19 protein-coding genes and 1 tRNA gene are annotated in these 23,591 nt (G+C 64.7%); 14 read left to right on the forward strand and 6 right to left on the reverse strand.

Annotation, left to right across the window (positions count from 1 at the left end; all coding sequences use genetic code 11):
- The first annotated feature begins 12 nt into the window (after nt 1–12).
- Nucleotides 13–1,335 carry an MFS transporter gene (locus RFA01S_RS20680; protein WP_032406773.1) on the forward strand — a complete coding sequence of 441 codons (1,323 nt, stop codon included), beginning with the start codon at nt 13–15 and terminating at the stop codon, nt 1,333–1,335.
- Here the strand turns inward: RFA01S_RS20680 and RFA01S_RS20685 are convergent.
- Complete coding sequence (locus RFA01S_RS20685) at nt 1,332–2,153, reverse strand: alpha/beta fold hydrolase (RefSeq protein ID WP_032406855.1); 822 nt, start codon at nt 2,151–2,153, stop codon at nt 1,332–1,334. The two genes, RFA01S_RS20680 and RFA01S_RS20685, sit on opposite strands and share 4 nt — an antisense overlap.
- A gap of 35 nt (nt 2,154–2,188) precedes the next feature.
- A complete protein-coding gene (locus tag RFA01S_RS20690; RefSeq protein ID WP_027497609.1) occupies nt 2,189–2,815 on the reverse strand; it encodes a TetR family transcriptional regulator in 627 nt (208 codons plus the stop codon).
- Between the two features lie 195 nt (nt 2,816–3,010).
- On the opposite strand from RFA01S_RS20690, the gene RFA01S_RS20695 reads away from it, so the two are divergent.
- Genes RFA01S_RS20695 through RFA01S_RS20705 form a run of 3 tightly spaced genes read left to right on the forward strand, consistent with a single transcriptional unit; the run spans nt 3,011 to nt 5,613 of the window.
- Complete coding sequence (locus RFA01S_RS20695; RefSeq protein WP_032368224.1) at nt 3,011–4,123, forward strand: ferredoxin reductase; 1,113 nt, start codon at nt 3,011–3,013, stop codon at nt 4,121–4,123.
- A gap of 45 nt (nt 4,124–4,168) precedes the next feature.
- Complete coding sequence (locus RFA01S_RS20700) at nt 4,169–5,353, forward strand: fatty acid desaturase family protein (RefSeq protein WP_230073930.1); 1,185 nt, start codon at nt 4,169–4,171, stop codon at nt 5,351–5,353.
- Between the two features lie 23 nt (nt 5,354–5,376).
- Nucleotides 5,377–5,613: a hypothetical protein gene (locus tag RFA01S_RS20705; RefSeq protein WP_027497606.1), complete on the forward strand. Its 237-nt coding sequence runs from the start codon at nt 5,377–5,379 to the stop codon at nt 5,611–5,613.
- Between the two features lie 68 nt (nt 5,614–5,681).
- Here RFA01S_RS20705 and RFA01S_RS20710 read toward each other — a convergent pair whose 3' ends face one another.
- The 3 genes from RFA01S_RS20710 to RFA01S_RS20720 all read right to left on the reverse strand — a co-directional run bounded on the left by RFA01S_RS20710 (nt 5,682) and on the right by RFA01S_RS20720 (nt 8,073).
- A complete protein-coding gene (locus RFA01S_RS20710; protein ID WP_027497605.1) occupies nt 5,682–6,791 on the reverse strand; it encodes a methyltransferase in 1,110 nt (369 codons plus the stop codon).
- Nucleotides 6,788–7,930, reverse strand: coding sequence for a N(5)-(carboxyethyl)ornithine synthase (locus RFA01S_RS20715; RefSeq protein WP_032406772.1), 1,143 nt, complete (start codon nt 7,928–7,930; stop codon nt 6,788–6,790). Before RFA01S_RS20715 ends, RFA01S_RS20710 begins: the two co-directional genes overlap by 4 nt.
- A gap of 70 nt (nt 7,931–8,000) precedes the next feature.
- A tRNA-Arg gene (locus RFA01S_RS20720) sits at nt 8,001–8,073 on the reverse strand.
- Nucleotides 8,074–8,219: 146 nt separating this feature from the next.
- Between RFA01S_RS20720 and RFA01S_RS20725 the strand changes: the two genes are divergently transcribed.
- Both RFA01S_RS20725 and RFA01S_RS20730 read left to right on the forward strand, forming a co-directional pair.
- Nucleotides 8,220–9,377 carry an XdhC family protein gene (locus tag RFA01S_RS20725; RefSeq protein ID WP_032370203.1) on the forward strand — a complete coding sequence of 386 codons (1,158 nt, stop codon included), beginning with the start codon at nt 8,220–8,222 and terminating at the stop codon, nt 9,375–9,377.
- A gap of 44 nt (nt 9,378–9,421) precedes the next feature.
- Nucleotides 9,422–11,500, forward strand: a complete 2,079-nt coding sequence (locus RFA01S_RS20730) for a bifunctional copper resistance protein CopD/cytochrome c oxidase assembly protein (protein ID WP_052060566.1) — start codon at nt 9,422–9,424, stop codon at nt 11,498–11,500.
- A gap of 7 nt (nt 11,501–11,507) precedes the next feature.
- Here the strand turns inward: RFA01S_RS20730 and RFA01S_RS20735 are convergent, their stop codons facing one another.
- On the reverse strand, nt 11,508–11,933 hold the full coding sequence (locus RFA01S_RS20735) for a MarR family winged helix-turn-helix transcriptional regulator (RefSeq protein WP_027497601.1): 426 nt from the start codon (nt 11,931–11,933) through the stop codon (nt 11,508–11,510).
- 82 nt (nt 11,934–12,015) lie between these two features.
- Between RFA01S_RS20735 and RFA01S_RS20740 the strand changes: the two genes are divergently transcribed.
- The 8 genes from RFA01S_RS20740 to RFA01S_RS20775 all read left to right on the forward strand — a co-directional run bounded on the left by RFA01S_RS20740 (nt 12,016) and on the right by RFA01S_RS20775 (nt 23,553).
- Entirely contained in the window at nt 12,016–13,812 is a 1,797-nt protein-coding gene (locus tag RFA01S_RS20740) for an ABC transporter ATP-binding protein (protein WP_052053189.1), read from the forward strand.
- 50 nt (nt 13,813–13,862) lie between these two features.
- A complete protein-coding gene (locus RFA01S_RS20745) occupies nt 13,863–14,519 on the forward strand; it encodes an IMPACT family protein (protein ID WP_032370204.1) in 657 nt (218 codons plus the stop codon).
- Nucleotides 14,520–14,684: 165 nt separating this feature from the next.
- Nucleotides 14,685–15,173, forward strand: coding sequence for a single-stranded DNA-binding protein (gene ssb, locus RFA01S_RS20750; protein WP_027497598.1), 489 nt, complete (start codon nt 14,685–14,687; stop codon nt 15,171–15,173).
- A 125-nt stretch (nt 15,174–15,298) separates the two neighbouring features.
- Nucleotides 15,299–16,978 carry an energy-dependent translational throttle protein EttA gene (gene ettA, locus RFA01S_RS20755; protein WP_027497597.1) on the forward strand — a complete coding sequence of 560 codons (1,680 nt, stop codon included), beginning with the start codon at nt 15,299–15,301 and terminating at the stop codon, nt 16,976–16,978.
- Nucleotide 16,979: 1 nt separating this feature from the next.
- Nucleotides 16,980–17,396: an acyl-CoA thioesterase gene (locus tag RFA01S_RS20760; protein WP_027497596.1), complete on the forward strand. Its 417-nt coding sequence runs from the start codon at nt 16,980–16,982 to the stop codon at nt 17,394–17,396.
- Between the two features lie 135 nt (nt 17,397–17,531).
- Nucleotides 17,532–22,364: an NAD-glutamate dehydrogenase gene (locus RFA01S_RS20765; protein WP_032370205.1), complete on the forward strand. Its 4,833-nt coding sequence runs from the start codon at nt 17,532–17,534 to the stop codon at nt 22,362–22,364.
- A 42-nt stretch (nt 22,365–22,406) separates the two neighbouring features.
- Nucleotides 22,407–22,871 carry an acyl-CoA thioesterase gene (locus RFA01S_RS20770; RefSeq protein ID WP_045841282.1) on the forward strand — a complete coding sequence of 155 codons (465 nt, stop codon included), beginning with the start codon at nt 22,407–22,409 and terminating at the stop codon, nt 22,869–22,871.
- Nucleotides 22,864–23,553 carry a DUF8010 domain-containing protein gene (locus RFA01S_RS20775; RefSeq protein WP_027497593.1) on the forward strand — a complete coding sequence of 230 codons (690 nt, stop codon included), beginning with the start codon at nt 22,864–22,866 and terminating at the stop codon, nt 23,551–23,553. The genes RFA01S_RS20770 and RFA01S_RS20775 overlap by 8 nt, the downstream gene beginning before the upstream one ends.
- Nucleotides 23,554–23,591 lie beyond the last annotated feature (38 nt).

Raw genomic sequence — 23,591 nt, forward strand, 5'->3', positions numbered from 1 at the left:
GTGTTGGCAACCATGGGAACCCAGCCGGAGGCCGCTGTCGTCGGAGTCGCAACCACGCGCAAGCAGGTCACCGCCTGGGGGTTCTGGGACTGGGGATCGGCCGCGTTCAATGCCGTCATTCTCACGTTCGTGTTCTCGGTGTATCTCACCGATGCCGTAGGTGACGACCTACCCGGATCCATCTCGGCGACCACGTGGTTCAGCTGGTCGATCGCCGCGTCCAGCGTCGTCATCGCACTGCTCGCGCCGGTGTGTGGACAGTACTTCGACGCCCGCGGCAAGAGAAAATGGCTGCTGGGGCTGTTGACCGCGTTGACGGTCGTGGCCATGGCCGGCTTGTTCTTCGTACAGGACGACTACCACTATCTGTGGCTCGGGCTGCTGCTGCTCGGTCTCGGATCCATCATGTTCGAGCTGGCCAGTATTCCGTACAACTCGATGCTGCGGCAGGTCTCCACCCCGGCCAATATCGGACGCGTGTCCGGATTCGGTTGGGCGATGGGCTATTTCGGTGGAATCGTCCTACTGCTTCTGTGCTACCTCGGTTTCATCGTCGGGGACGGCGACACTCGGGGCCTGCTGGGGCTGAGCACCGACGGAGGGCTCAACATCAGGCTCGTCGCCGTGCTGGCGGCCGTCTGGTTCGCGGTCTCGGCCATCCCGGTGATGTTCGCAGTTCCCGAAGTACCCAGGGCCATCGCCGATCCCGAGGCGGCACAGGCCGGCTTCGCGGAGTCCTATCGCGTTCTCTTTCGCGATGCGCGCGAGTTGTGGAGCGCAGACCGGCGTGCCGTCTACTACTTGATCGCCAGCGCACTGTTCCGGGACGGGCTGGCGGGCGTGTTCACTTTCGGAGCCGTTCTCGCCGTCAGCGTCTACGGCATCGGCGCGGCGGACGTACTTCTGTTCGGCGTCGCCGCCAATGTCATCGCGGGCCTCGGTGCCATCGTCGCCGGGCGGTTCGACGACAGAATCGGACCCAAGAAGGTCATCGTCTTCTCGCTCACGTCCATGATCGCGGCCGGAACTATTCTGCTGTTCGTGTCGGGACCGACGATGTTCTGGATCTTCGGGCTGATCCTGTGCCTGTTCGTGGGGCCCGCGCAATCGTCTGCGCGTACCTTCCTGGCCCGACTGGCACCGCCCGGGCGCGAGGGTCAGTTCTTCGGACTGTTCGCGACGACGGGTCGGGCCGCGTCGTTCCTCGCGCCCTCGCTGTTCGGGCTGTTCGTGTGGATGTTCGACGCCGACCGCGCGGGTATCGCCGGGCTGATCATCGTTCTCGCCGCCGGGCTGCTGGCACTGCTCAAAGTTCGCGCCCCGGAACAGGTTTAGGCCGACCCGATACGATCCAAGATCTCGGCTGCGAGTCTGTCGGGGGCTTCCTCGGGGATCCAATGGGAGATGCCGTCGAGTTCGACGAATCGGTACGGCGCATCGACGAACTCGCCACAGCGCTCCGCGCCGGCTCGACCGATGGCGGTGTCGCCGTTGCTCCACACGTAGGTGGTCGGCACCGTCACCGCAGGTAGGTTCGCGAACTCCCTCGTCATCGCGGCATACCAACTCGACGCAGCCGTCAGTGCTCCCGGCACCGTCAGATGGCGAACGTATTCGTCGTCGAGGCTCTCGGCTCCGAACATCGCGCGGAGCCGTTGCGCGTCGTTCTCGGTCAGTACTCGTTCGGCCTTCTCGGGTTCGCGAAGCAATCCGAAGTACTGCGACCGCTGTTGCTGGTCCGGGTCCTCGCGAATGGCCCAGTTGAACGCCGCGGAATGCGGAACGGATGCGGCAGTGAGGCTTCGGACGCGGTCGGGATGTTCGGCAGCGACATGCCAGGCAACCACAGCGCCCCAGTCGTGCCCCACCAGGTGCGCCGAGTTCAGGTCGAAGGCGTCGAGCAGACCGAGGACGTCCTCGGTGAGACGCTCGATGCGGTAGTGCTCGACGCCGATCGGGCGGGCACCGGGGGAGTAGCCCCGCTGGTTGGGGGCCAGGACGCGGCAGCCCGCGGCCGTCAATTCGGGGGTCACCCGCGACCACGACGCGTTGGTCTGTGGAAAGCCGTGCAGCGCAACGACGGGTACGCCGTTGACAGGGCCTGCCTGCGCCAGCTCGAACGTGTACTCGCCGATGTGTACCTCGGTGGTCATGATGCTCCTTCGCGGCTCGCGCTCGTGCCCGACGGTCAGGCCCGTCGCGGTTCCCATTTGCTCATCCCCAGCATGATCATCCGGATCTGCTTCTCGGTGCGTTCGATGAGGTCTTTCTCGTTCTGACTACCCGGCCGGTCGATCTCCAACAGACCGACCACCGCCGTCAGCATCGTCGAGACCAGGAGGTCGGCCGTCATCTCGAGATCGGAGACGTCCCATCGTTCGAGACCGGGCATGCGAGAGAGGTCGATGGTCAGCTCGCTGACGAACAGCCGGAGCTCGGTGGCGAACGCGCGACGTACCTCGGTGACTCCGCCGTAGCGCTCGCGACTGAGGAAGCGGAACTGATCCTCGTGGCTGCGGACCTGACGAACCAGGATGCCGAAGGATTCGGTGGCCGTCTTGGTACTCGGGTTGCGTCTGGCGTCGCGCAGCATCTGGCGCAGCATGCGCATGCTGTCCTCGACCAACGCGACCCCGAGGTCTTCCATGGACGCGAAGTGTCGATAGAACGCGGTGGGGACGATGCCGGCGGACCGCGCGACCTCACGCAGGCTCACGCTCGCGAACGACCGTTCGCGAAGCAGATCGAGTGTGCCGTCGATCAAGGCCTGCCGCGTGCGCTCCTTGCGCTCCGCGCGGGTACCCGGTTCTGTCACGGCGTCCAGTTTATGGGCGGGCACTCTGTGATCTCCCCTCCGGTTGCTTCCGCGGTCCCCGTGAACTTCACATGAGGTCTGTAATGGCGGTCACATAAACGTTGACAGGTACCGGTGTCGCTCTGTCACACTCATGTTAGTGCACAATCGTTCACTGAATGGGTCGTAGGGTTCGATCCGGTTAGGGAGGATGGAATGACGCTTCAAGAACGTCCGACGCGACCCACGGGTTCGCGCAAGTTCTCGCTTCTTTCCCTGTTCGAGGCCATGGCCACGCCCCACGCGCTCGATCGGTACCTGGAGCTGGTCGACCCCATGACGACCGTTCGTGATCTGCGCGGTGAAGTGACCGAGATACACCGGTCCACCGAAGATTCGCTGACGCTGACCATCCGCCCCACCCGACAGTGGAAAGGCTTTCAGGCCGGCCAGTTCGTTCAGGTCGGGGTGGTCATCGACGGCGTACGTCAGACTCGCTGCTACTCGCCGGCCTGTTCGCAGTACCGCAAGGACGGCCGAATCGAGCTGACGATCAAGGCGCACCCCGAGGGGCTGGTCTCGCAGTATCTGCACAAGAACGCACACGTCGGCCTCGTCGTCAGCCTGTCGCAGGCGGACGGCACGTTCAAGCTTCCCCAGCCACGCCCGGCGCGCACGCTGCTGATCAGCGGCGGCAGCGGCATCACGCCCGTGCTGTCCATGCTCAGGTCGCTGCTGGACGAGGGGTACAGCAGCGACCTGACCTTCCTGCACTACGCGTACACCGAGAACGACGTCGCGTACAAGCAGGAGCTCGAGAAGATCGCCGCCGAGCACGACAATGTGAACCTCGTCTTCGCATACACCGAGCAGACGACCGGCGGGGACCTGCACGGGTTCTTCGGCAAAGAGCATCTCGACGCCGTGGCGCCGTGGTTCGCAGACGCGGACACCTTCCTGTGCGGTCCACCCGGGCTGATGAAGGGCGTGACGTCGTTCTTCGACGACGCAGGGCTCGGCGACCGACTGCACCTCGAGGAATTCACACCGTCCTTCGCCACCGTGAGCGACGACGTCACGGGAACCACCACGTTCTCCGGAAGTGACGTCGCCGCCGAGAACGACGGTGCAACGTTGCTCGAACAAGCCGAGGGAGCCGGTCTGTCGCCGGCCAACGGGTGCCGAATGGGCATCTGCTTCACCTGCACCTCGGTGAAGAAGTCCGGCTGCACCAAGAACATCAAGACCGGTGAGACCGACACCGAATCCGACAAGAAGATCCAGCTCTGTGTGTCCGTTGCCGTCGGCGACGTCGACATCGACATCTAGTCCCGGAGCTCCCGCCCACCACCCGATCGAATTGGAGATCAGCAGATGCTCGGAACGATTTTCTCGATCCTGCCCACCGCCGTCATTCCCTTCCGACGCAACGAAACGCTGCCCGACGAGCCGACCGTACTGACGTACGAACAGGTCGAAGAGCTCGGCCGCGAACTCGACGACCTGCGGGCCCGCACCGTCGCCAAACTGGGCGACGAGGACCGCGAATACATCTACAAGATCATCAAGGCGCAGCGCGGGCTCGAGATCACCGGACGCGCACTGATGTACCTGCCTTTCGTCCCGCCGGCATGGCTCGCCGGTGTCGGCGCACTCGGCGTCGCGAAGATCCTCGACAACATGGAGATCGGCCACAACGTCATGCACGGCCAGTACGACTGGATGCGTGAGCCGGGTCTGAACTCCGAGGTGTTCGAGTGGGACACCGTCTGCCCGGCAGACCAGTGGAAGCACTCGCACAACTACATGCACCACACGTTCACCAACATCGTCGGCATGGACCGCGACATCGGGTACGGAATCCTGCGCATGGATCAGGACCAGAAGTGGAACCCGTACTACCTGGGCAACCCCGTCTACGCATTCCTGCTCATGACGTTCTTCGAGTGGGGCGTCATGCTGCACGACCTCGAGACCGAGAACATCGTCGCCGGCAAGAGGAAGTGGCACGACGTCAAGCCGTTGCTGCAGGGAATGTGGCGCAAGGCGGGCAAGCAGGCTCTCAAGGATTACGTCATCTTTCCCGCTCTGACCGGGCCGTTCTTCGCCTCGACCGTGGTCGGCAACGTTGCTGCGAACCTGATCCGCAACGTGTGGACGTACTCGATAATCTTCTGCGGCCACTTCCCGACGGGGGTGCAGACCTTCAGTCAGGAAGAGACCGCCGACGAGAGCCGGGGCGAATGGTACGTCCGTCAGATGCTCGGATCGGCCAACATCGAGGGTTCGCCGCTGTTCCACATCATGTCCGGCAACCTCTCGCACCAGATCGAGCACCACCTCTTCCCGGATCTTCCCGCGCACCGCTACCCGCAGATCGCACCCGAGGTCAAGGCTCTGTGCCAGAAGTACGACCTGCCGTACAACACCGGCGGCTTCTTCCACCAGATCGGCACCGTGTGGGGCAAGATCTTCAAGCTCGCTCTGCCCAACTCGCTCACCGGATCGGCTGCCCCGGCCAGTGTTATCGTCGAGCGTAAGAAGACCGACGCAGCGTGACGACTTCGAAGGGGGCGGTCCTGGTGGTGGGAAGGTTCGAGCGCAACAAGGACACCGTGCAGGATTTCACCGAGTCTGCGGCGACACACGTCGGCAGAATCGTGGTGATCATCGCCGGAGCGGTCCGTGACGTCACTCGCGAGATCGGTGATCTGATCACCGATGGAATCGAAATGCGTGAGGCCGCGAAGAAGGCCGAGCGTGATGCGCCGCTGGGCACCGTGATCAACGGGGAGTTCGAGACCCGCGACCGGCACTGACTCACCGCACGATCGACGAAGCCGCCCGAGCATTGCTCGGGCGGCTTTCTCGTGTCGGGCGTGGATGGCTAGCGGCGGCGCAGTCTCCACAGTGACGTGGTCTCGCGCGACCGAGCTTCGTGCAGAACATCGGAGGCGTCGGTCGCTCGAGAATGCGATGGCACGGTGTCCATCCGGTCGACGACGGTCAGGCCGGCCTTGTCGATCGACGCGAGAAGGTCTGTGCGCGTGACCAATCCGAGCAACTCGGCGAGGTCGGACAACACCAACCAGGCCTCGCCGTCGGGCGTCAGATGCCCGCCGAGGCGGCTGAGGAACGATTTGAGCATGCGAGAACCGGGATCGTAGACGGCATGCTCGATCCCCGACGTCGGCTTGGTGGGTATCCACGGCGGGTTGCAGACGATCAATCCCGCGCGGCCGCTCGGGAAGATGTCGGTCTGCACCACCTCGACCCGATCGCTGTACCCGAGTGCGTCGAGATTGGCGCGGGCGCACGCGACCGATCGGGGGTCCTTGTCGGTCGCCACCACTGCAGGTACGCCCCGGCGCGCGAGTACCGCAGCCAGCACACCCGAGCCCGTCCCGATGTCGAAAGCCCGGTCCGTGGCAGGTAGCGGTGCGTCGGCGACGAGCTGGATGTACTCACCGCGGACAGGCGAGAACACTCCGTAGTGGGGATGAACGGACGCGTCCAGCGCCGGCACGAACACTCCCTTGCGGCGCCACTCGTGTGCGCCGATGATCCCGAGCAGTTCCCGTAGTGACAGGACGCAGGCCGAGGCATCGGGACCCAGTGCTTCCGCTACGGCCGATCGCACCTCCGGCGCTCGGCCGAGATCGAGCCGTAGATCCGAATCGAGTTGCACCAGAAGCATTCCCAATACCCGTGCGCGCCGCGCCTGGTACTGACGATGCAGGTGGAACCGCTCGGCGGGCGACGCGTTCTCGGGCTGTGTGGCCGGTGGTACCCGCCGCGTCATGGCCGACAGGAGCTGGCGAGCGTTGTTGTAATCGCCACGCCACAGCAGAGACTCGCCGATCGTCGCCAGCTTGTAGGCCACGTCCGCCGTCGTCGCGTCGTCGACGATCCGCACCACCCGCGGTGGCGGCGCACCGTTCTCCGACTGCCATCGCGCGGATCGTTCGATGCCGTCCTCGACCCACGTGACGCTCATGCTGCAGTGTGCGGGTACTCCGCACTGCGATGTTGGAAGGCAAGGATATTGGGGTTCACGATGACGCCCTCCCTGATTTCGATGGAACGCTCGATGGTGGCGTCCTCACTCCACGCCGCGGGCCCGTCGAGAACCACGCGAAGGTAGGGCAGCAACGATTCGCTGATCTCCCACGTCGCCGAATTCCACAGATAGGACGGACTGTGGTCGACGGCGTAGTAGTGCACATTGTCACCGACGGTGAACATCGGGTCGGCGAACGACGTGGGCCGAGCCCATTCGAATCCCATTCCCTCGTCACACGAGACGTCCACGACCAGGGTGCCCGGAGTCAATGTGGGCAGGTCCTCGTTCGCCAAGAACGTCAGTGGTGAGTTCGTATCCTGCAGTACGCAATTGACGATCACATCGTGGTCGGACAGAAACTGCGAGAGTGGGATTCGACCGTCGGGAGTCAGAGCTCGGCTCTGGCGGGGATCGGCGTCGTCGAGATCGAAATTGACGATGTTGGCCGAGTGGATCGGCGAACCCACCGCCGTGACCCCACGCTGAGTGAGGACATCGACGTCGTGGATCCCGTGTGCACTGAGCGCGGTGACCGCGCCGCGCGCCGTGGCTCCGAAACCGATGACAGCGGCCCGCAACCTGCGGCCGTAGTCCCCGGTGGAACCGATCAGCTGCAATGCGTGCAGCACCGAGCAGTACCCGGCCAATTCGTTGTTCTTGTGGAACACATGAAGATTGAACCAGCCGTCCTGCGTCCAGTGGTTCATGGCCTCGAAGGCGATCAGCGTGAGCTTGCGATCGACGGCGATCTGGGTGAGCCTTTCGTCCTGCACACAGTGCGGCCAACCCCAGAGCGTCTGGCCGGGTCGAAGAGACTCGAGATCTTCGGCCTGAGGCTTCGGCAGCAGAATCACGTCGCACCGAGCAATGAGTTCGGCGCGGGTGCCGATACCCGCGACCTGCGTGGCCAGGTGCTCGTCGGAGATTCCGAACGGTTCGCCGTAGCCGGATTCGAGGAACATTCGGCTTCGAATGTCGGCGTCGATGCGATCGAAATGAAGAGGATGAATCGGTAGTCGACGCTCATCGGGCTTGCGCGAACGTGAGAGGACTCCGAGAGTGAGCTGATGCACGTGTAACCCTTCGTTACGCGAAGTCAACCACAGTAACGCGAGTCGGCCAGCGTTCGCGCTGGTCAGAGGGTGCCCCCGGCAGGATTCGAACCTGCGACCAAGGGATTAGAAGGCCCTTGCTCTATCCCCTGAGCTACGGAGGCTGGCACGCGCGGACAGGCCCGCTCGAGCACGGTTGACGAGTGTACCTTTCCGCCTACGGCGATCACACCGGCATGGGTTGAGGGAGCAGTGCAGGGGGAAGCCTGTGATGTCGTAGACGTTCCGGCCGGCACCCGAAGGAGGTTCGATGCACGACATTCTGGACGAGCTGCTGCACGCCTGGCAGACCGGCGACGCGGCCGCGGTGGCAACGGTTGTGCAGACATTCGACTCCGCGCCGCGTCCTGTGGGTGCGTCGATGATGGTCGGCCAGGACGGTGCGGTCGCCGGTTCGGTGTCCGGCGGCTGCGTCGAGGGTGCCGTGTACGAGTCGGCGCACGACGTGATGCAGTCCGGTACCCCGATACTCACTCGATACGGGGTGTCGGACGACGACGCATTCGCAGTCGGGCTCACGTGTGGGGGAACGCTGGATGTGTTCGTGCAGGCGGTGTCGAAGCACACCTTTCCCGAGTTCGGTGACGTCGTGGCGAACGTGCGCCGTAACGTCCCGGTTGCAGTGGCCACCGTGATCGCTCATGCCGACGCAACACGGGTCGGTCGGAGAGCAGTTCTGACGGAGTCGGGTATTCGCGGTTCCCTCGGCAGCTCGCGGGCGGACGCCGCCATTGCCGACGACGCGAAAGGGCTACTTGCAGCGGGACGTTCGACTGTTCTGACGTACGGAACCGACGGCCAGCGCCGCGGTCGGGGAATGCAGGTGTTCGTGTCCAGTCATGCGCCGTCGCCGAGAATGCTCGTGTTCGGTGCCATCGACTTCGCTGCGGCGGTTGCGCAGCAGGGTGCCTTTCTGGGCTACCGCGTCACCGTCTGCGACGCCCGATCCGTGTTTGCGACCCCGCAGCGCTTTCCCGCTGCCGAGCAGGTGGTGGTCGCGTGGCCGCACGACTACCTGAACCAACAGTGGGCGGCGGGGGAGTTGGACGAGAGGACCGTGGTCTGTGTGTTGACTCACGACCCGAAGTTCGATGTGCCACTGCTCGAAGTGGCGTTGCGGATTCCGGCCCTGGCGTTCGTCGGAGCGATGGGGTCGCGGCGAACCCATGACGACCGCATCGCCCGGTTACGGGCGGCAGGAGTGACCGAGACCGAACTCGCGCGATTGTCGAGCCCGATCGGACTCGACCTGGGTGCACGCACGCCGCAGGAGACCGCGGTGTCCATTGCGGCGGAGATCATCGCCCAGAGATGGGGCGGGAGCGGCACGCCTCTCCGGCAGCAGCACGGACGCATCCACCACGACTCGCTGGACGCCGAGGACGGGGCAAAGTACGACGCTGTGTAGGACTCTCGTTTCGAGTACTGCCGAACACCTCTTACTCTGGTGGTATGGCCACACCGGATCTCGACAAGACCGACCCGTCGCACGCCGGGGACTCCACCGGCGATGTGCGGTCGGACGAGGGTGCGGGCAGTGCAGATCCCCGCTCGACAACGACGTCGGTGTTCGTCACTGCCGGCGTCATCGCCGGTGTCGTCGCTGCCCTGATCGTCATGCTGTCCGCGTCGGACGCGTTGGTCCTGCTCGGTATCCCTGATCCCGGCCCGGCCACCACCTACGGACTGCCCGCCCTGCGTGCGATCGGTGAGATCGCAGCGGTCATCGCGGTCGGCTCGTTCCTGCTGGCGGCGTTCCTGGTTCCGCCGCAGAAGAACGGCGTGCTCGACGTGGACGGCTACCGGGCGGTTCGCACCGGCTCGGTCGCATCCATCGTCTGGGCCGTATGTGCGCTTCTCCTCGTGCCGTTGACGCTGTCCGACACCTCCGGCCAGCCGTTCGCCGAGGCCGTGAAGCCGGCGAATCTGTGGATCGCGCTGGATCAGGTGGAGATCGCCAGTGCATGGCGGTGGACGGCCATCATGGCCGTCGTGGTCGCCATTGCCTCGCGGACGGTACTGCGGTGGTCCTGGACGCCTGCGCTGCTCGGATTCTCGCTGGCCACCCTGCTGCCCATTGCGCTCAGTGGTCATTCCTCGGCGGGCGGATCGCACGACATCGCGACCAACTCGCTGATCCTGCACCTCGGTGCCGCGTCGTTGTGGGCGGGCGGGCTGTTCGCACTGCTTGCACATGTTCGCAGACGCGGCGCGCACACCGACGTCGCTGCTCGGCGGTTCTCCACGATCGCCGGCGTCTGCTTCGTCGTCATGGGCATCAGTGGAGTCATCAACGCCCTGGTTCGGGTGTCCCTCGCCGACCTGTTCACCACGACGTACGGCCTGCTGATCGTGGGCAAGATTCTCGCGTTGATCGTGCTCGGCGGATTCGGCTGGATGCAGCGGCGTCGCGCTCTGCCCGCACTGATCGCCGATCCCACCGCCCGTGGACCGCTGCTCCGGTTCGCCGGGGCCGAGGTGCTCGTTCTCGCCGCGACGGTCGGTCTGGCCGTCGGCCTCGGGCGAACACCTCCGCCCGCCGAGATCGACCCCAACCTGACGCCGACCGAGGCCGCGCTCGGATACGACCTCAGCGGCCCGCCGACGTTCGCCCGTATGGCTTTCGATTGGCGCTTCGACCTGATCTTCGGCACCGCCGCGATCGTGATGGCCGTGGTGTACCTGATCGGGGTCCGTAGGCTGCGACTGCGCGGCGACGCGTGGCCCGTCGGTCGCACCGTCGCCTGGGTCCTGGGCTGCCTCACACTGCTGATCAGTACGTCGTCGGGCATCGGACGGTATTCCACGGCAGTGTTCAGCGTGCACATGACCGGACACATGATGCTGTCGATGCTCGCGCCGGTTCTGCTCGCGCTCGGCGGTGCACTGACATTGGCGTTGCGTGTCCTGCCCGCAGCGGGCAAGGACGGCGTCCCGGGGATGCGCGAGTGGTTGCTGATGGGCCTGCACAGTCGACTGTCGCAGTTCGTCACCCACCCGCTCGTCGCGGCGCTGATCTTCGTGGGCGGCTTCTACGTGCTCTATCTCGGCGGAATCTTCGGGGCCGTACTGGACAGTCACGGAGCTCATCTGTTGATGAACCTGCACTTCGTGCTCAGCGGATACCTGTTCTACTGGACGGTCATCGGCGTCGATCCGTCTCCGCGCAAGATTGCTCCGGTGACCAAACTCGCCGTGGTGTTCGGCTCACTGCCGTTCCATGCGTTCTTCGGTGTGGCGCTGATGAGCATGAACACCGTCATGGGTGCCTGGTTCTACCGCACGCTCGGCCTCGACTGGAACTCCGACCTACTGGGGGACCAGAAGCTCGGTGGCGGCATCGCGTGGGCAACCGGCGAGGTGCCTCTCGTGCTGGTCATGCTCGCACTGCTGGTCCAGTGGTCCCGCAGCGACGATCGCGACGCCAGGCGCGGCGACAGAGCCGCCGAGCGTGACCACGACGCGGACTTGGCCGCGCACAACGCGATGTTCGCCGAGCTGGCCCGTCGTGATCGGGACGGCAGGCAGTAGCTTCTCGTCAGTCGCTGTCGGCGATCTTGTGCAGAAGACGGTCGAGTTCGGTGCGTTCGGCCGGCTCGAGGCCGTCGAACATGTCCGCGGACACCTGACGTCGTGCCTCGTCGACGCGGTCGAGCAGGGCGCGGCCGGCGTCGGTCAGCTCGACCAGAACAGCGCGTCGATCACTCGGGTCCGGCGCTCGCGTCACCAGTTCTGCCGCTTCGAGTGAGTCGACGATGTCGGTGGCCGATCGCGCGACGATGCGGAGGTGCTCGGCCAGATCACGCAATCGGACCGATTCTCGTTCGCGGGCCAAGACGTGCATGGCCCTGCTCTGCGACGGGTTGAGTCCGAACGGTTCCAGCGCAGTCATGTGGCTTCGCCGAATTCTTCGGGCAACGGCCATGAACGAATCGCTCAGGTTGGGCGAGTGTCCGGTGTCCATACGACGGATCATAGCGAGGCTTGCTCGCAACCTCATAGTGAGGTAACCTCTGCATATTACTTCAGCTACCACGGAGGTCTACTTGGAAAGCAGTCCCGAACGCGTACCACTCGCTTCCGATCCAGCGCCCGTCCGACGAGTCCTGGCTCTGTTCACGCCCTACCGGCGCAAGATCGCTGTCGTCAGCGCGATCATCGTGGCCAGCGCCATCATTGCGCTCGCCTCTCCTCTACTTCTTCGCGAACTCCTCGATCATGCAATTCCCGACCGCGACGTCACGCTCGTCAGCCTCATCGCGGTCGGCATGATCGCTGTTGCAGTCGCCACCAACACTCTCGGCGTGGTGCAGACCTGGATGTCCAACGGCGTCGGTCAGCAACTCATGCACGATCTGCGCGTGCAGGTCTATTCGCACCTGCAGAGACAGTCCCTCGGATTCTTCGCGCGAACGCGCACCGGTGAGGTGCAATCGCGTATCGCGAACGACATCGGCGGCATGCAATCCGTCGTCACCAACACCGCGACGTCCATCGCGCAGAACGCCACGACGGTCGCTGCGACCGTGGTCGCGCTCTTCCTGCTCGATTGGAAGCTCGCCACGTTCTCGCTGATCATCCTGCCGATCTTCGTGCGAGTCGCTCGACGTATCGGCGACGAGCGTCGCAGGATCTCGACCAAGCGGCAGAAATTGCTCAGCGATCTGTCCGTCCAGATCGAGGAATCACTGTCCGTCAGTGGAATTCTTCTGGGCAAGACCACCGGTTCCGCCCAGGCGTTGACCGACAAATTCGCCGACCGATCGCACGAGGTGGCCGGTGTCGAACTGGCCGCGATGATGGCGGGCAAGTGGCGGATGGCGACAATTCAGATCAGCTTCGCCGTGATGCCCGCTCTGGTGTACTGGTTCGCCGGCATCACCATCGGTCAGGGGAGCGCATTGACGATCGGCACCCTGGTCGCGTTCACCGCATTGCAGACCCAATTGTTCCGGCCCACCATGCAATTGCTCAACACCGGCGTCGAAGTACAGGCATCCTTGGCGTTGTTCGGCAGAGTCTTCGAGTATCTCGACCTGCCCATCGATGTCGCCGAACCCGAGCACCCGGTCACACTCTCGCGAGAGAGCGTGCGCGGCGATGTCGCTTTCCGCGGCGTCGACTTCACCTATGCCGCCGCGACTGTCCCGACGTTGTGCAACATCGATCTCGACGTACCGGCCGGGAGCACGCTCGCGCTCGTCGGCGCAACCGGATCGGGCAAGACCACGCTGGGATACCTCGTTGCCCGCCTGCATGATCCGACAGCCGGCTCGGTGACCATCGACGGTGTCGACTTGCGGCACCTGGCGTCGGAGAACATTGCCGACCTGGTGGGCGTCGTCTCTCAGGAGACCTACCTGTTCCACGCCACCATCAGGGAGAACCTGCGGTTCGCCAAACCCGACGCCACCGACGACGAGATCGTGGCTGCCGCTCGGACGGCCCAGATCCACGACTTCATCGACGGCCTCGACGACGGTTACGACACGATGGTCGGCGAGCGCGGCTACCGATTCTCCGGTGGTGAGAAGCAGCGCATCGCAATCGCCCGGACTGTCCTGCGCAACCCGCCGATTCTGGTGCTCGACGAGGCGACGAGCGCCCTGGACAATCGCACCGAACGTGCAGTGCAGACAGCGCTCGACGGTTTGATGCACGGCCGTACCACCATTCTGATCGCCCATCGCCTGTCCACCGTGCGAGCAGCAGACGCCATCGCGGTACTCGATCACGGCATCGTGCGCGAGGTCGGAAGCCACGAGGCGCTGCTCGCCGAAGACGGTATGTACGCCCAATTGGTCCGTGCCGCAGACGATGTCGTGGACAGCGTTGCTGCATGATCAGGGTTGCTGCATGAGCAGGGTTGTTGCATGAGCTGGGCTGCCGCGTGATGGAGCTTCGAACGATCGCCGGCCGGGTTGTGTGCGAGACCGAGGTCAAGAGATCGCGGTTCGTCACCGTGGTGGACAGGGCGAGCACCGAGGCCGACGCTCGCGCGGTCATCGCAGCGGCGCGGAAAGCGGATCCGACTGCCGGACATCACTGTTCGGCATTCATCGTCGAATCCTCGGCTGCAGGCATCGTTGTCGTCCACGAAGACTTGACCCACCGCATCGAGCGATCCAACGACGACGGCGAACCCAGCGGCACGGCAGGAACGCCGATGCTCGAGGTGTTGCGCGGTCATGGGCTGACCAACGTGGTCGCGGTGGTCGGCAGATATTTCGGTGGCACCAAGCTCGGTACCGGCGGATTGGCCCGCGCCTACGGCGGTGCGGTCACCGAGGCACTTGCCCGGGCTCGGTTTCTCACCCGAGAGCGACGCGACGTGCTGACCCTCGAACTCGACCATGCCGAGGTGGGACGGGTCGAATCGGAGCTACGCGGACACGGGGCCTTGGTGCTCGATACCGCCTACGACACTCGAGCCGTGCTCACCGTCGCCGTCGCAGACGCCGATTCGACTGCAGCGCTGGTGGCGTCGCTCACCGCCGGACGGGTGGTGCCGGCTCTCGGTGGGCATGTCTACGTAGAGACAGCCGAGTAGCACACCGGTCCGACACGAGTGGCGTCATGACCAGCCGATCCTGGACGTTCATCCACAGGCTCAGCGGTTGTCCACATTTCGCGAACACGTCCGTCACGGGTGGCTCCGGCGTAGCAGTGTCGATCTCGATCGCAATCACGCGACATCCATCGAGAGGAAGACACCATGTACGAAGCTCAGTGCGCTGTTGTGGGCACCGTCATCACCAATCCCGTCAAGCGCTCCACGCCCACCGGCGACGAGGTCCTCAGCTTTCGGATGGCGAGCAATGCCCGACGGCAGGACCGCAACACCGGTGAATGGACCGACGGCGGCACCCTCTATCTCACGGTCACGTGCTGGCGTCGACTCGTGCGCGGCGTCGGCGCATCGTTGATGAAGGGCGATCCGATCATCGCCTACGGACAGCTGCGCACCAACGAATACACCAATCGCGACGGCGTCGAACGATCCGACCTCGAGATGCGGGCCAGCGCCGTCGGGCCGGACCTTGCGCGCTGCAACGTGGCAATCCAGCGGACCAGGACGGTCGCGCCCGAAGTACCTGCAGACGAGGCACTCACCGACGACGATCGGGGTGCCGCCGAACCACCGGAGGACGAGCCGGATCACGACCGAATCGGTGACGACGTCCGCGAGGCGGTACCCGCCTGACGGCCCGCCGACATCCGTCGTCCCCGGTGGATGCAACCCGCGCACGACCGCGGACGACGGATGTGGGCTCGGCGCGGACTCGGTCGATGGTGTTCCGACGCGGCCGCACCGATAAGCTGGGCGGCATGGCTGAATTCATTTACACCATGAAGAAGGTGCGCAAGGCGCACGGCGACAAAGTCATCCTCGACGACGTGACGATGAGCTTCTACCCGGGAGCGAAGATCGGCGTCGTCGGCCCGAACGGCGCCGGTAAGTCGAGCATCCTCAAGATCATGGCGGGAATCGATCAGCCCGGAAACGGTGAGGCGTTCCTCGCTCCCGGTGCCTCGGTCGGCATTCTCATGCAGGAGCCGATTCTCGACGACACCAAGACCGTTCGCGAGAACGTCGAGGACGGCCTCGGCGAGACGATGGTCCAGCTCAAGCGCTACAACGAGATCGCCGAGCTGATGGCAACCGATTACTCCGACGAGCTCATGGAAGAGATGGGCGAGTTGCAGGAAAAGCTCGACCACGCCGACGCCTGGGAGATCGACTCGCAGCTCGAACAGGCGATGGACGCGCTGCGCTGCCCGCCGCCCGAGTCCCCGGTCACCAACCTCTCCGGTGGTGAGAAGCGTCGCGTCGCCCTGTGCAAGCTGCTGCTCAGCAAGCCCGACCTGTTGCTGCTCGACGAGCCGACCAACCACCTCGACGCCGAGAGTGTGCTGTGGCTCGAGCAGCACTTGGCCGCCTACGCCGGTGCCATTCTCGCCGTGACTCACGACCGGTACTTCCTCGACCACGTCGCGCAGTGGATCGCCGAGGTCGACCGCGGACATCTGTACCCGTACGAGGGCAACTACTCGACGTACCTGGAGAAGAAGGCCGAGCGCCTCGAGGTCTCGGGAAAGAAGGACCAGAAGCTGCAGAAGCGGCTCAAGGACGAACTCGCCTGGGTTCGCTCCGGTGCCAAGGCTCGCCAGGCCAAGAGCAAGTCTCGTCTGGCTCGCTATGACGAGATGGTGGCCGAGGCCGAGAAGACCAGGAAGCTCGACTTCGACGAGATCCAGATCCCCAACCCGCCGCGCCTCGGCGACGTCGTGGTCGAGGTCAAGAGCCTGGACAAGGGCTTCGACGGCCGCGTGTTGATCAAGGATCTGTCGTTCACGTTGCCGCGCAACGGAATCGTCGGCGTCATCGGACCCAACGGTGTCGGCAAGACGACACTGTTCAAGACCATCGTCGGGCTCGAGGAGCCGGACGGCGGCGAGGTGAAGATCGGGCAGACCGTCAAGCTCAGCTACGTCGACCAGAACCGCTCGGGCATCGACTCGAAGAAGACGGTCTGGGAAACGGTCTCCGACGGCCTGGACTTCATCACCGTGGGCAACTCGGAATTCCCGTCGCGCGCGTACATCAGCTCGTTCGGATTCAAGGGCCACGATCAGCAGAAGCCCGCCGGAGTTCTCTCCGGCGGTGAGCGCAACCGTCTGAACCTGGCGATGACGCTCAAACAGGGTGGCAACCTGATCCTGCTCGACGAGCCGACCAACGACCTCGACGTCGAGACACTTGGATCGCTCGAGAACGCGCTCGAGGAATTCCCCGGTTGCGCCGTGGTCATCTCGCACGACCGGTGGTTCCTGGACCGCACCTGCACCCACATCCTGGCGTGGGAAGGCGGCTTCGGAGACAACGAGGCTGCCTGGTACTGGTACGAGGGCAACTTCGAGGGCTACGAGGCCAACAAGGTCGAGCGGCTCGGTCCCGACGCGGCGCGTCCCCACCGCGTCACGCACCGGAAGCTGACCCGAGACTGACATGTCGGCACAGACCTTCACCTGCACACTTCAGGTGCGGTGGGGTGATTCCGACCGCCTCGGGCACGTCAACAACACCCGGTTCGTCGAGTACCTCCAGGAAGGCCGCGTTCAGTTTCTGAACGCGGTCCTGGGGGGCTCGAAAGGTCGCGGCGCGGTGGTGGTTCGTACGTTGACCACCAACTTCTTGCACCCGATCCTGGACGACTCCGGCCCGCTGGTGATCGAGCTGTGGATCACTCGTATCGGAACCACCTCGTACGGCGTCCGGCACGTCGTCACCGATCGAAACGGAACGGTGTGTGCAGACGCGGAGGCACTGATGGTGGCCTTCGACCTCGACACCTCCTCGTCCAGGCCGCTGCGCGAACACGAACGAACTGCACTGAGCGAGTATCTCCACAGCGATTCGTCGTGACTGCCGGATCGACCTGACGCGCTGGTTCCCGAGATCTCTGCGGTTGCGGGGTCACCCGCACTAGGGTCGAGGGGTCATCGACGACCGGCGATCGGCGGGCGTCGGGAAATCCTCACGAGGGAGTACTCGAAAACAATGTCACGCTCGCTTGACCTGACCGACGACGACTGGGCCGACGGGCTCGACGACAGGCTTGTGGCCGAGTTGGCGACATTGCGTACGGAGTATTTCGAGCACACCGACGCCACTGCGGTCGCAGTGTCCGCGCATACCCCCGACATCACCTCTTTTCGGCGGCACGTTCGGCTCGCCGCAGAGCGGCTGCCGGGGACGGCGAATGTGGCGGTCCATCGACCGAACGAGTCTGCAGCACAGCAGGTAGCGGGAAGCTACCTACAAATCGTCACCGACGATATGCCGTTGCTGGTCGAATCGATCATGTCGCTGCTCTCGCGTCTCGGCATCGAATACACCGACGTGGTCCATCCCATTCTCTCCGTCGATCGGAACGCAGAAGGAGTGCTCGTCGGGCTGAGCTCGGCCGGCATCGCCGAATCCTGGATACACGTCCAGCTGCACCCGTCCACCTCCGACGATGCCGTCGCGCAGTTGGAAGAGGAGACGAGTCGAGTACTCGCCGATGTGCGTCAGGTCGTCGGCGACACCGACGAGATGCGTCGCGTGCAGGCTGCTGTGGCCGATCGGTTGGACGGTGTCGCCGCGGCGTCCGGCGACCTCGATTCCGAAGCAGCCGTCGCACACCGGGATGCGGCTGCCTTGCTGCGTTGGCTGGGCGACGGCCATTACACCTTGCTGGGTTACCGCAGATACACGATCGACGGTAGCGACGGCGACCGAACCGCAACCGGTGTGGAATCGAGCAGCCTGGGTGTGCTGCGCGATGCCGGTCAACATGGAGACGGACCCGAACCGGTCGGTGAGCGCGATCTGGTTGCTCTGACGCAGGGTCCGAACCCGGCCACGGTTCATCGTGCTGTCTATCCCTATTTCGTCAGTGTGATCGACGCCGACGACTCCGCCGAGCATCGATTCGTCGGCGTATTCACCGTCACCGCGCTGCACGAGAACGTCCTCGACATTCCGGTGATCGAGCGTCGAGTGCGGTCGGTGATCGCCAAGGCCGGCCATGATCTCGGGTCCTTCTCCGGCCAGGCCATGCTCGAGGTGCTGCAGTCGATGCCGCGGTCGGAACTGTTCGCGACCTCTGCCTCGTGGCTGTTCGAAACGGCGAGTGCTGTTCTGGCGCTGGGTCGTCGGCGCAAGGTCAAGCTGTTCGTGCGACCCGATGCGAGTGGGTCCTTCGTCAGTGCTCTGGTGTACCTGCCGCGAGATCGCTACACCACTCGCGTCCGACTCGCGATCCAGGACCGACTGCTCCGAGAGCTCGGTGGTACCTCGCTCGACTACACCGCACGCGTCACCGAATCGGATCTCGCGCTGCTGCACGTGACGGTGCGCCGCGCACCGGGCACCGTCTCTCCCCACCTGTCCGCCGACGACATCACCCGGATCGAAGCGGCGCTGACCGAGACCACCCGGACGTGGGAGGACTCGTTGGGTGACGCCGTGTCCCTCGACCGAGCCGTCGACCCGGCGCGCATTCAGCGCTACACCGAGGCTTTTCCCGAGGCGTACAAGCAGGACTTCAGTCCGGCCAGGGCCGTCACGGACATTGCCCGCCTCGAAGCACTCGGCGACGAAGCGATCGACATGCAGCTCTACCGAAACGAGCGCTCGGCCGTGGGGAGCTGGCGCTTCTCGCTGTACATCGGCGGTGCGGGCGTATCACTGTCCCAGGTGTTGCCCATTCTGCAGAGTCTCGGTGTGGAGGTCGACGACGAGCGGCCGTACCCGGTGGTGCGTCCGGACGGAATGTCCTGCTGGATATACGATTTCGGCCTCTCCGCCTCGCGTGAGATGTTGCGCTCGGCCATCGACGGGGACCTCGACGCCGAGCTGTCCGAGGCAGGCACGGCCGATCGCGAGAGCCGGGTCCAGCATCGATTCACCGACGCATTCGCGGCCGTGTGGAGCGGCGCGGCAGAAGCGGATCGTTTCAACGAACTGGTGATGCGTGCAGGTCTGCACTGGCGGCAGGCCGTGGTGTTGCGTGCCTACGCCAAGTACCTGCGGCAGGCGGGTTTTCCCTACAGTCAGTTCAACATCGAGGGCGTCCTCCTGGCGCATCCGCGTACCGCGCGGCTGCTCGTCGGACTGTTCGAGGCGCAGTTCGACCCCGAGACCAGTGCCGAGGCGGACGCGCAGGCCATCGGAACCCAGCTCGGCGAGCTGATCGACGAGGTCGTCAGTCTCGATGCCGACCGCATTCTGCGCAGCATGTTCGAGCTCATTCGAGCGACGTTGCGCACCAACCACTTCGTGGTGGGATCCGACGGTGCGCATCGCCCGTACCTCTCGCTCAAGTTCGACCCGCAGTCCATCGCGGAGCTGCCCAAACCGAAGCCCACGTTCGAGATCTTCGTGTACTCCCCGCGCGTCGAGGGGGTGCATCTGAGGTTCGGTGCGGTGGCCCGAGGTGGGTTGCGCTGGTCCGATCGACGGGAGGACTTCCGGACGGAAATTCTCGGTCTGGCAAAAGCTCAGATGGTCAAGAACGCAGTCATCGTGCCCGTCGGGGCCAAGGGAGGATTCGTCGTCAAGCGTCCTCCGGTGACCACCGGTGAAGCCGACCGAGATCGACAGGCGTACGCCGAGGAAGGCAAAGCCTGCTACCGACTGTTCATCGCCGGGTTGCTCGACATCACCGACAATCTCGACCGCGCCACCGGATCGGTATCGGTACCTACCGGGGTGGTGCGCCGCGATGGAGACGACACCTACCTCGTCGTCGCGGCGGACAAGGGCACCGCGACCTTCTCCGACATGGCCAACGGCATCGCCGCCGAGTACGGATTCTGGCTCGGTGACGCCTTCGCATCCGGTGGATCTGCCGGATACGACCACAAAGCCATGGGAATCACCGCGAAGGGTGCGTGGGAGAGCGTCAAGCGGCACTTCCGTGAGCTCGGAATCGACACGCAGAGTCAGGATTTCACGGTCGTCGGCGTCGGCGACATGAGCGGAGACGTATTCGGTAACGGCATGCTGCTGAGCCGACACATTCGCTTGCTCGCGGCGTTCGACCACCGGCACATCTTTCTCGACCCCGACCCCGATCGGGAGTCGTCGTTCGCCGAGCGGGAGCGCTTGTTCGCCCTGCCGCGGTCGTCGTGGGCGGACTACGACACCTCGCTCATCAGTGCCGGCGGAGGGGTGTGGGAGCGGACCCGCAAATCCGTACCCATCAGCGCCGCAGCACGTTCGGCCCTCGGGTTGGACGAATCGGTTGCTGCACTGTCACCACCCGAGTTGGTGAACGCGATCCTCAAGGCTCCCGCCGATCTGCTGTGGAACGGCGGAATCGGCACCTACATCAAGGCTTCCGGTGAGAGCAACGCCGAAGTCGGCGACAAGGCCAACGATGCTGTGCGGGTCGACGGCGTGGATGTGCGGGCGGCCGTGGTGGGGGAGGGCGGAAACCTCGGTGCCACCGCACTGGGCAGGATCGAGTACGCCGCAGCCGGCGGCAAGATCAATACCGACGCCGTCGACAACTCGGCGGGCGTCGACTGTTCCGATCACGAAGTCAACATCAAGATCCTGCTCGAGACTGCCATCACCAACGGAAACCTGGCGCGCGAAGACCGCGATGAGCTGCTTGCGTCCATGACCGACGAGGTCGGGCGATTGGTGTTGTGGGACAACATCATGCAGAACGAGTTGCTCGGTACGTCCAGATTCGACGCACCACATCTGGTGACAGTGCACAGCCGGGTCATCGAGGATCTGGAGACGCGTCGAGGGCTCGACCGGGAGCTCGAGGCTCTGCCCACCGAGGCCGATCTCCGTCGTCGCAAGCAAGACGGGCGTGGACTGACGTCGCCGGAACTCGCGACGTTGATGGCGCACGTGAAATTGGCACTGGAAGCGGATTTGCTCGACAGCGAGCTTCCCGACAGCGACGTCTTCGCCCCCCGGCTACCCAAGTATTTCCCCGAGCCACTGCGGGATCCGTACGCAGATGCCATCAAGGCGCATCCGCTCCGGCGTCAACTGGTGGCGACGACGCTCGCCAACGAGGCCATCGACTGTGGTGGAATCACCTACCCGTATCGGTTGACCGAGGACTCCGGTGCCGCAGGCACCGACGCCATTCGCGCGTTCGCCGCGGCCACCGAAATCTTCGGCCTCGACGAGGTGTGGGATTCGATTCGCGCGGCAGACGTACCCACCGCAGTGTCGGCCGAGCTGCTGCTCGAATCGCGTCGCATGCTCGATCGAGTATCCCGGTGGCTGTTGGCCAATCGGCCGCAGCCGTTGGCGGTCGGGGCCGAGATCAGTCGCTATGCCGGGCAGGTTCGCGCTCTGCAGCCGCGGGTCGCGTCGTGGATCTCCGGTCACCAGGCGGTTGATCTGGACCGGCGTTCGGGGGCCGCGATGGAACGAGGTGCTCCGGCCGAGCTTGCACGTCGGATCTACGGCTTGCTCGACGTGTACTGCCTGCTCGACATCATCGATATCGCCGACATCGTCGACCGGGACGGGGCGGAGGTGGCCGAGCTCTACTTCGCGCTCGACGCGCACATCGGCATCGACTGGTTGCTCACCGCGGTCTCGAAGCTTGCCCGCGGCGATCGATGGCATTCGTTGGCGCGCTTGGCTCTTCGTGACGATCTGTACGCCTCCCTTCGCGGAATCACCAAGGCCGTGTTGGCCGCGGGCGAACCGGACGAGTCGGTCACGGAGAAGATCGCCGAATGGGAATCGACCAATTCGTCGCGGTTGGCCCGCTCGCGTGCAGCGCTCACCGAGATCGCCGAGACGGGGACGCTGGACCTGGCGACACTCTCGGTTGCCGCCCGACAGGTGAGAAACATGGTTCCCTGACAGCATGGAACTTTCGTTCGATCGAGAAGAGGTAGTAACCGCGTGAGTGTGCCCGACGACCATCTGTCCGACAAGCGACCCGCCACCGAGCGGGTGGGCTTTCACGCCGCTGTGGATGTGCGGTGGTCGGATATGGATGTGTATCAACACATCAACCACGCGCGAATGGTGACGTTGCTCGAAGAGGCGCGGATCCCGTGGCTGCTGGTGGACGGCAGGCCGACTGCGAATCTGCGTCACGGTGCCGTCATTGCCGATCTGCACGTGAAGTATCGCGGGCAGCTGCGACACGAGGACGGACCCCTCGACGTCTTCATGTGGATCGATGCGGTCCGCGCGGTGGACTTCGTCGTGGGGTACGAGGTGCGGGCACGCGGGGCGTCGCTGGATACTCCGGCAGCGGTGGTGGCGTCGACGCAGATCGCGGCGTTCGACATCGACGCGCAGCGACTGCGTCGGCTCACTCCCGCCGAGCGCGAGTTCCTGGTGAGTTGGCAGCGTGTATGAGCGCGTTCTGACCGTTCCCGATGCGGTCGAGCGGGAGAACCTCCAGACGTTCTGCAGCAGGGCATTGCGCTTGGACGAGGCTGCTGTCGTTCGGTTGCGCACTCGGGCCGGCGGGGGCGTGTCGTGTTGGGCGGCAACCGGTTTCGATGCGCTCGCCGCGCGCGTGATAGCGGGAACCATCGTGCCCGACGACACCAGTGCGGGTGCCGATGTGTTGGTGTCCGCACTGCAGAACGCGGACGACGGCGTGATCGACCCGGGTTTCTCGATGGACTCCGCCTGGCGTGGCACCCTTCCTCCCGACAGCGGATTCGAGCATCTCGACGACGTCCCCGCGCGGGTGCTCATCGGACTCGCACAGCGCGGTGCCGCACTGGCGAAGGAACACGGCAGCAGTCACGGGCCGCCGAGCTCGTTGCTCGAACAGCAGGTGTTGCACGTGACCGGTGACGGCGACGACGTCTCGGTCACCATGCGCACCGTATTCGCTTTGACCGCAATGGGTTTCGTGCCACACGACGGTAACGATCCGTTGACGATCGACGTCGACCCGGAGAGGATCGCCGCCGCAGAGGTGGTACGAGTACGCGCCACCAAGGTGTGGTTGCGCCTCGATGCCAGGTTCGGGTCGGTGTTCGTTCGCCGCCCGGGCCAACAGTTGTCGCTCACCGTCGAACGCTGAGCGTGGCCGGTCGGCCGGTTCGGACGAGCCAGGCGGCC

The sequence above is a fragment of the Rhodococcoides fascians NBRC 12155 = LMG 3623 genome (assembly GCF_001894785.1).
Taxonomy (GTDB): Bacteria; Actinomycetota; Actinomycetes; order Mycobacteriales; family Mycobacteriaceae; genus Rhodococcoides; species Rhodococcoides fascians.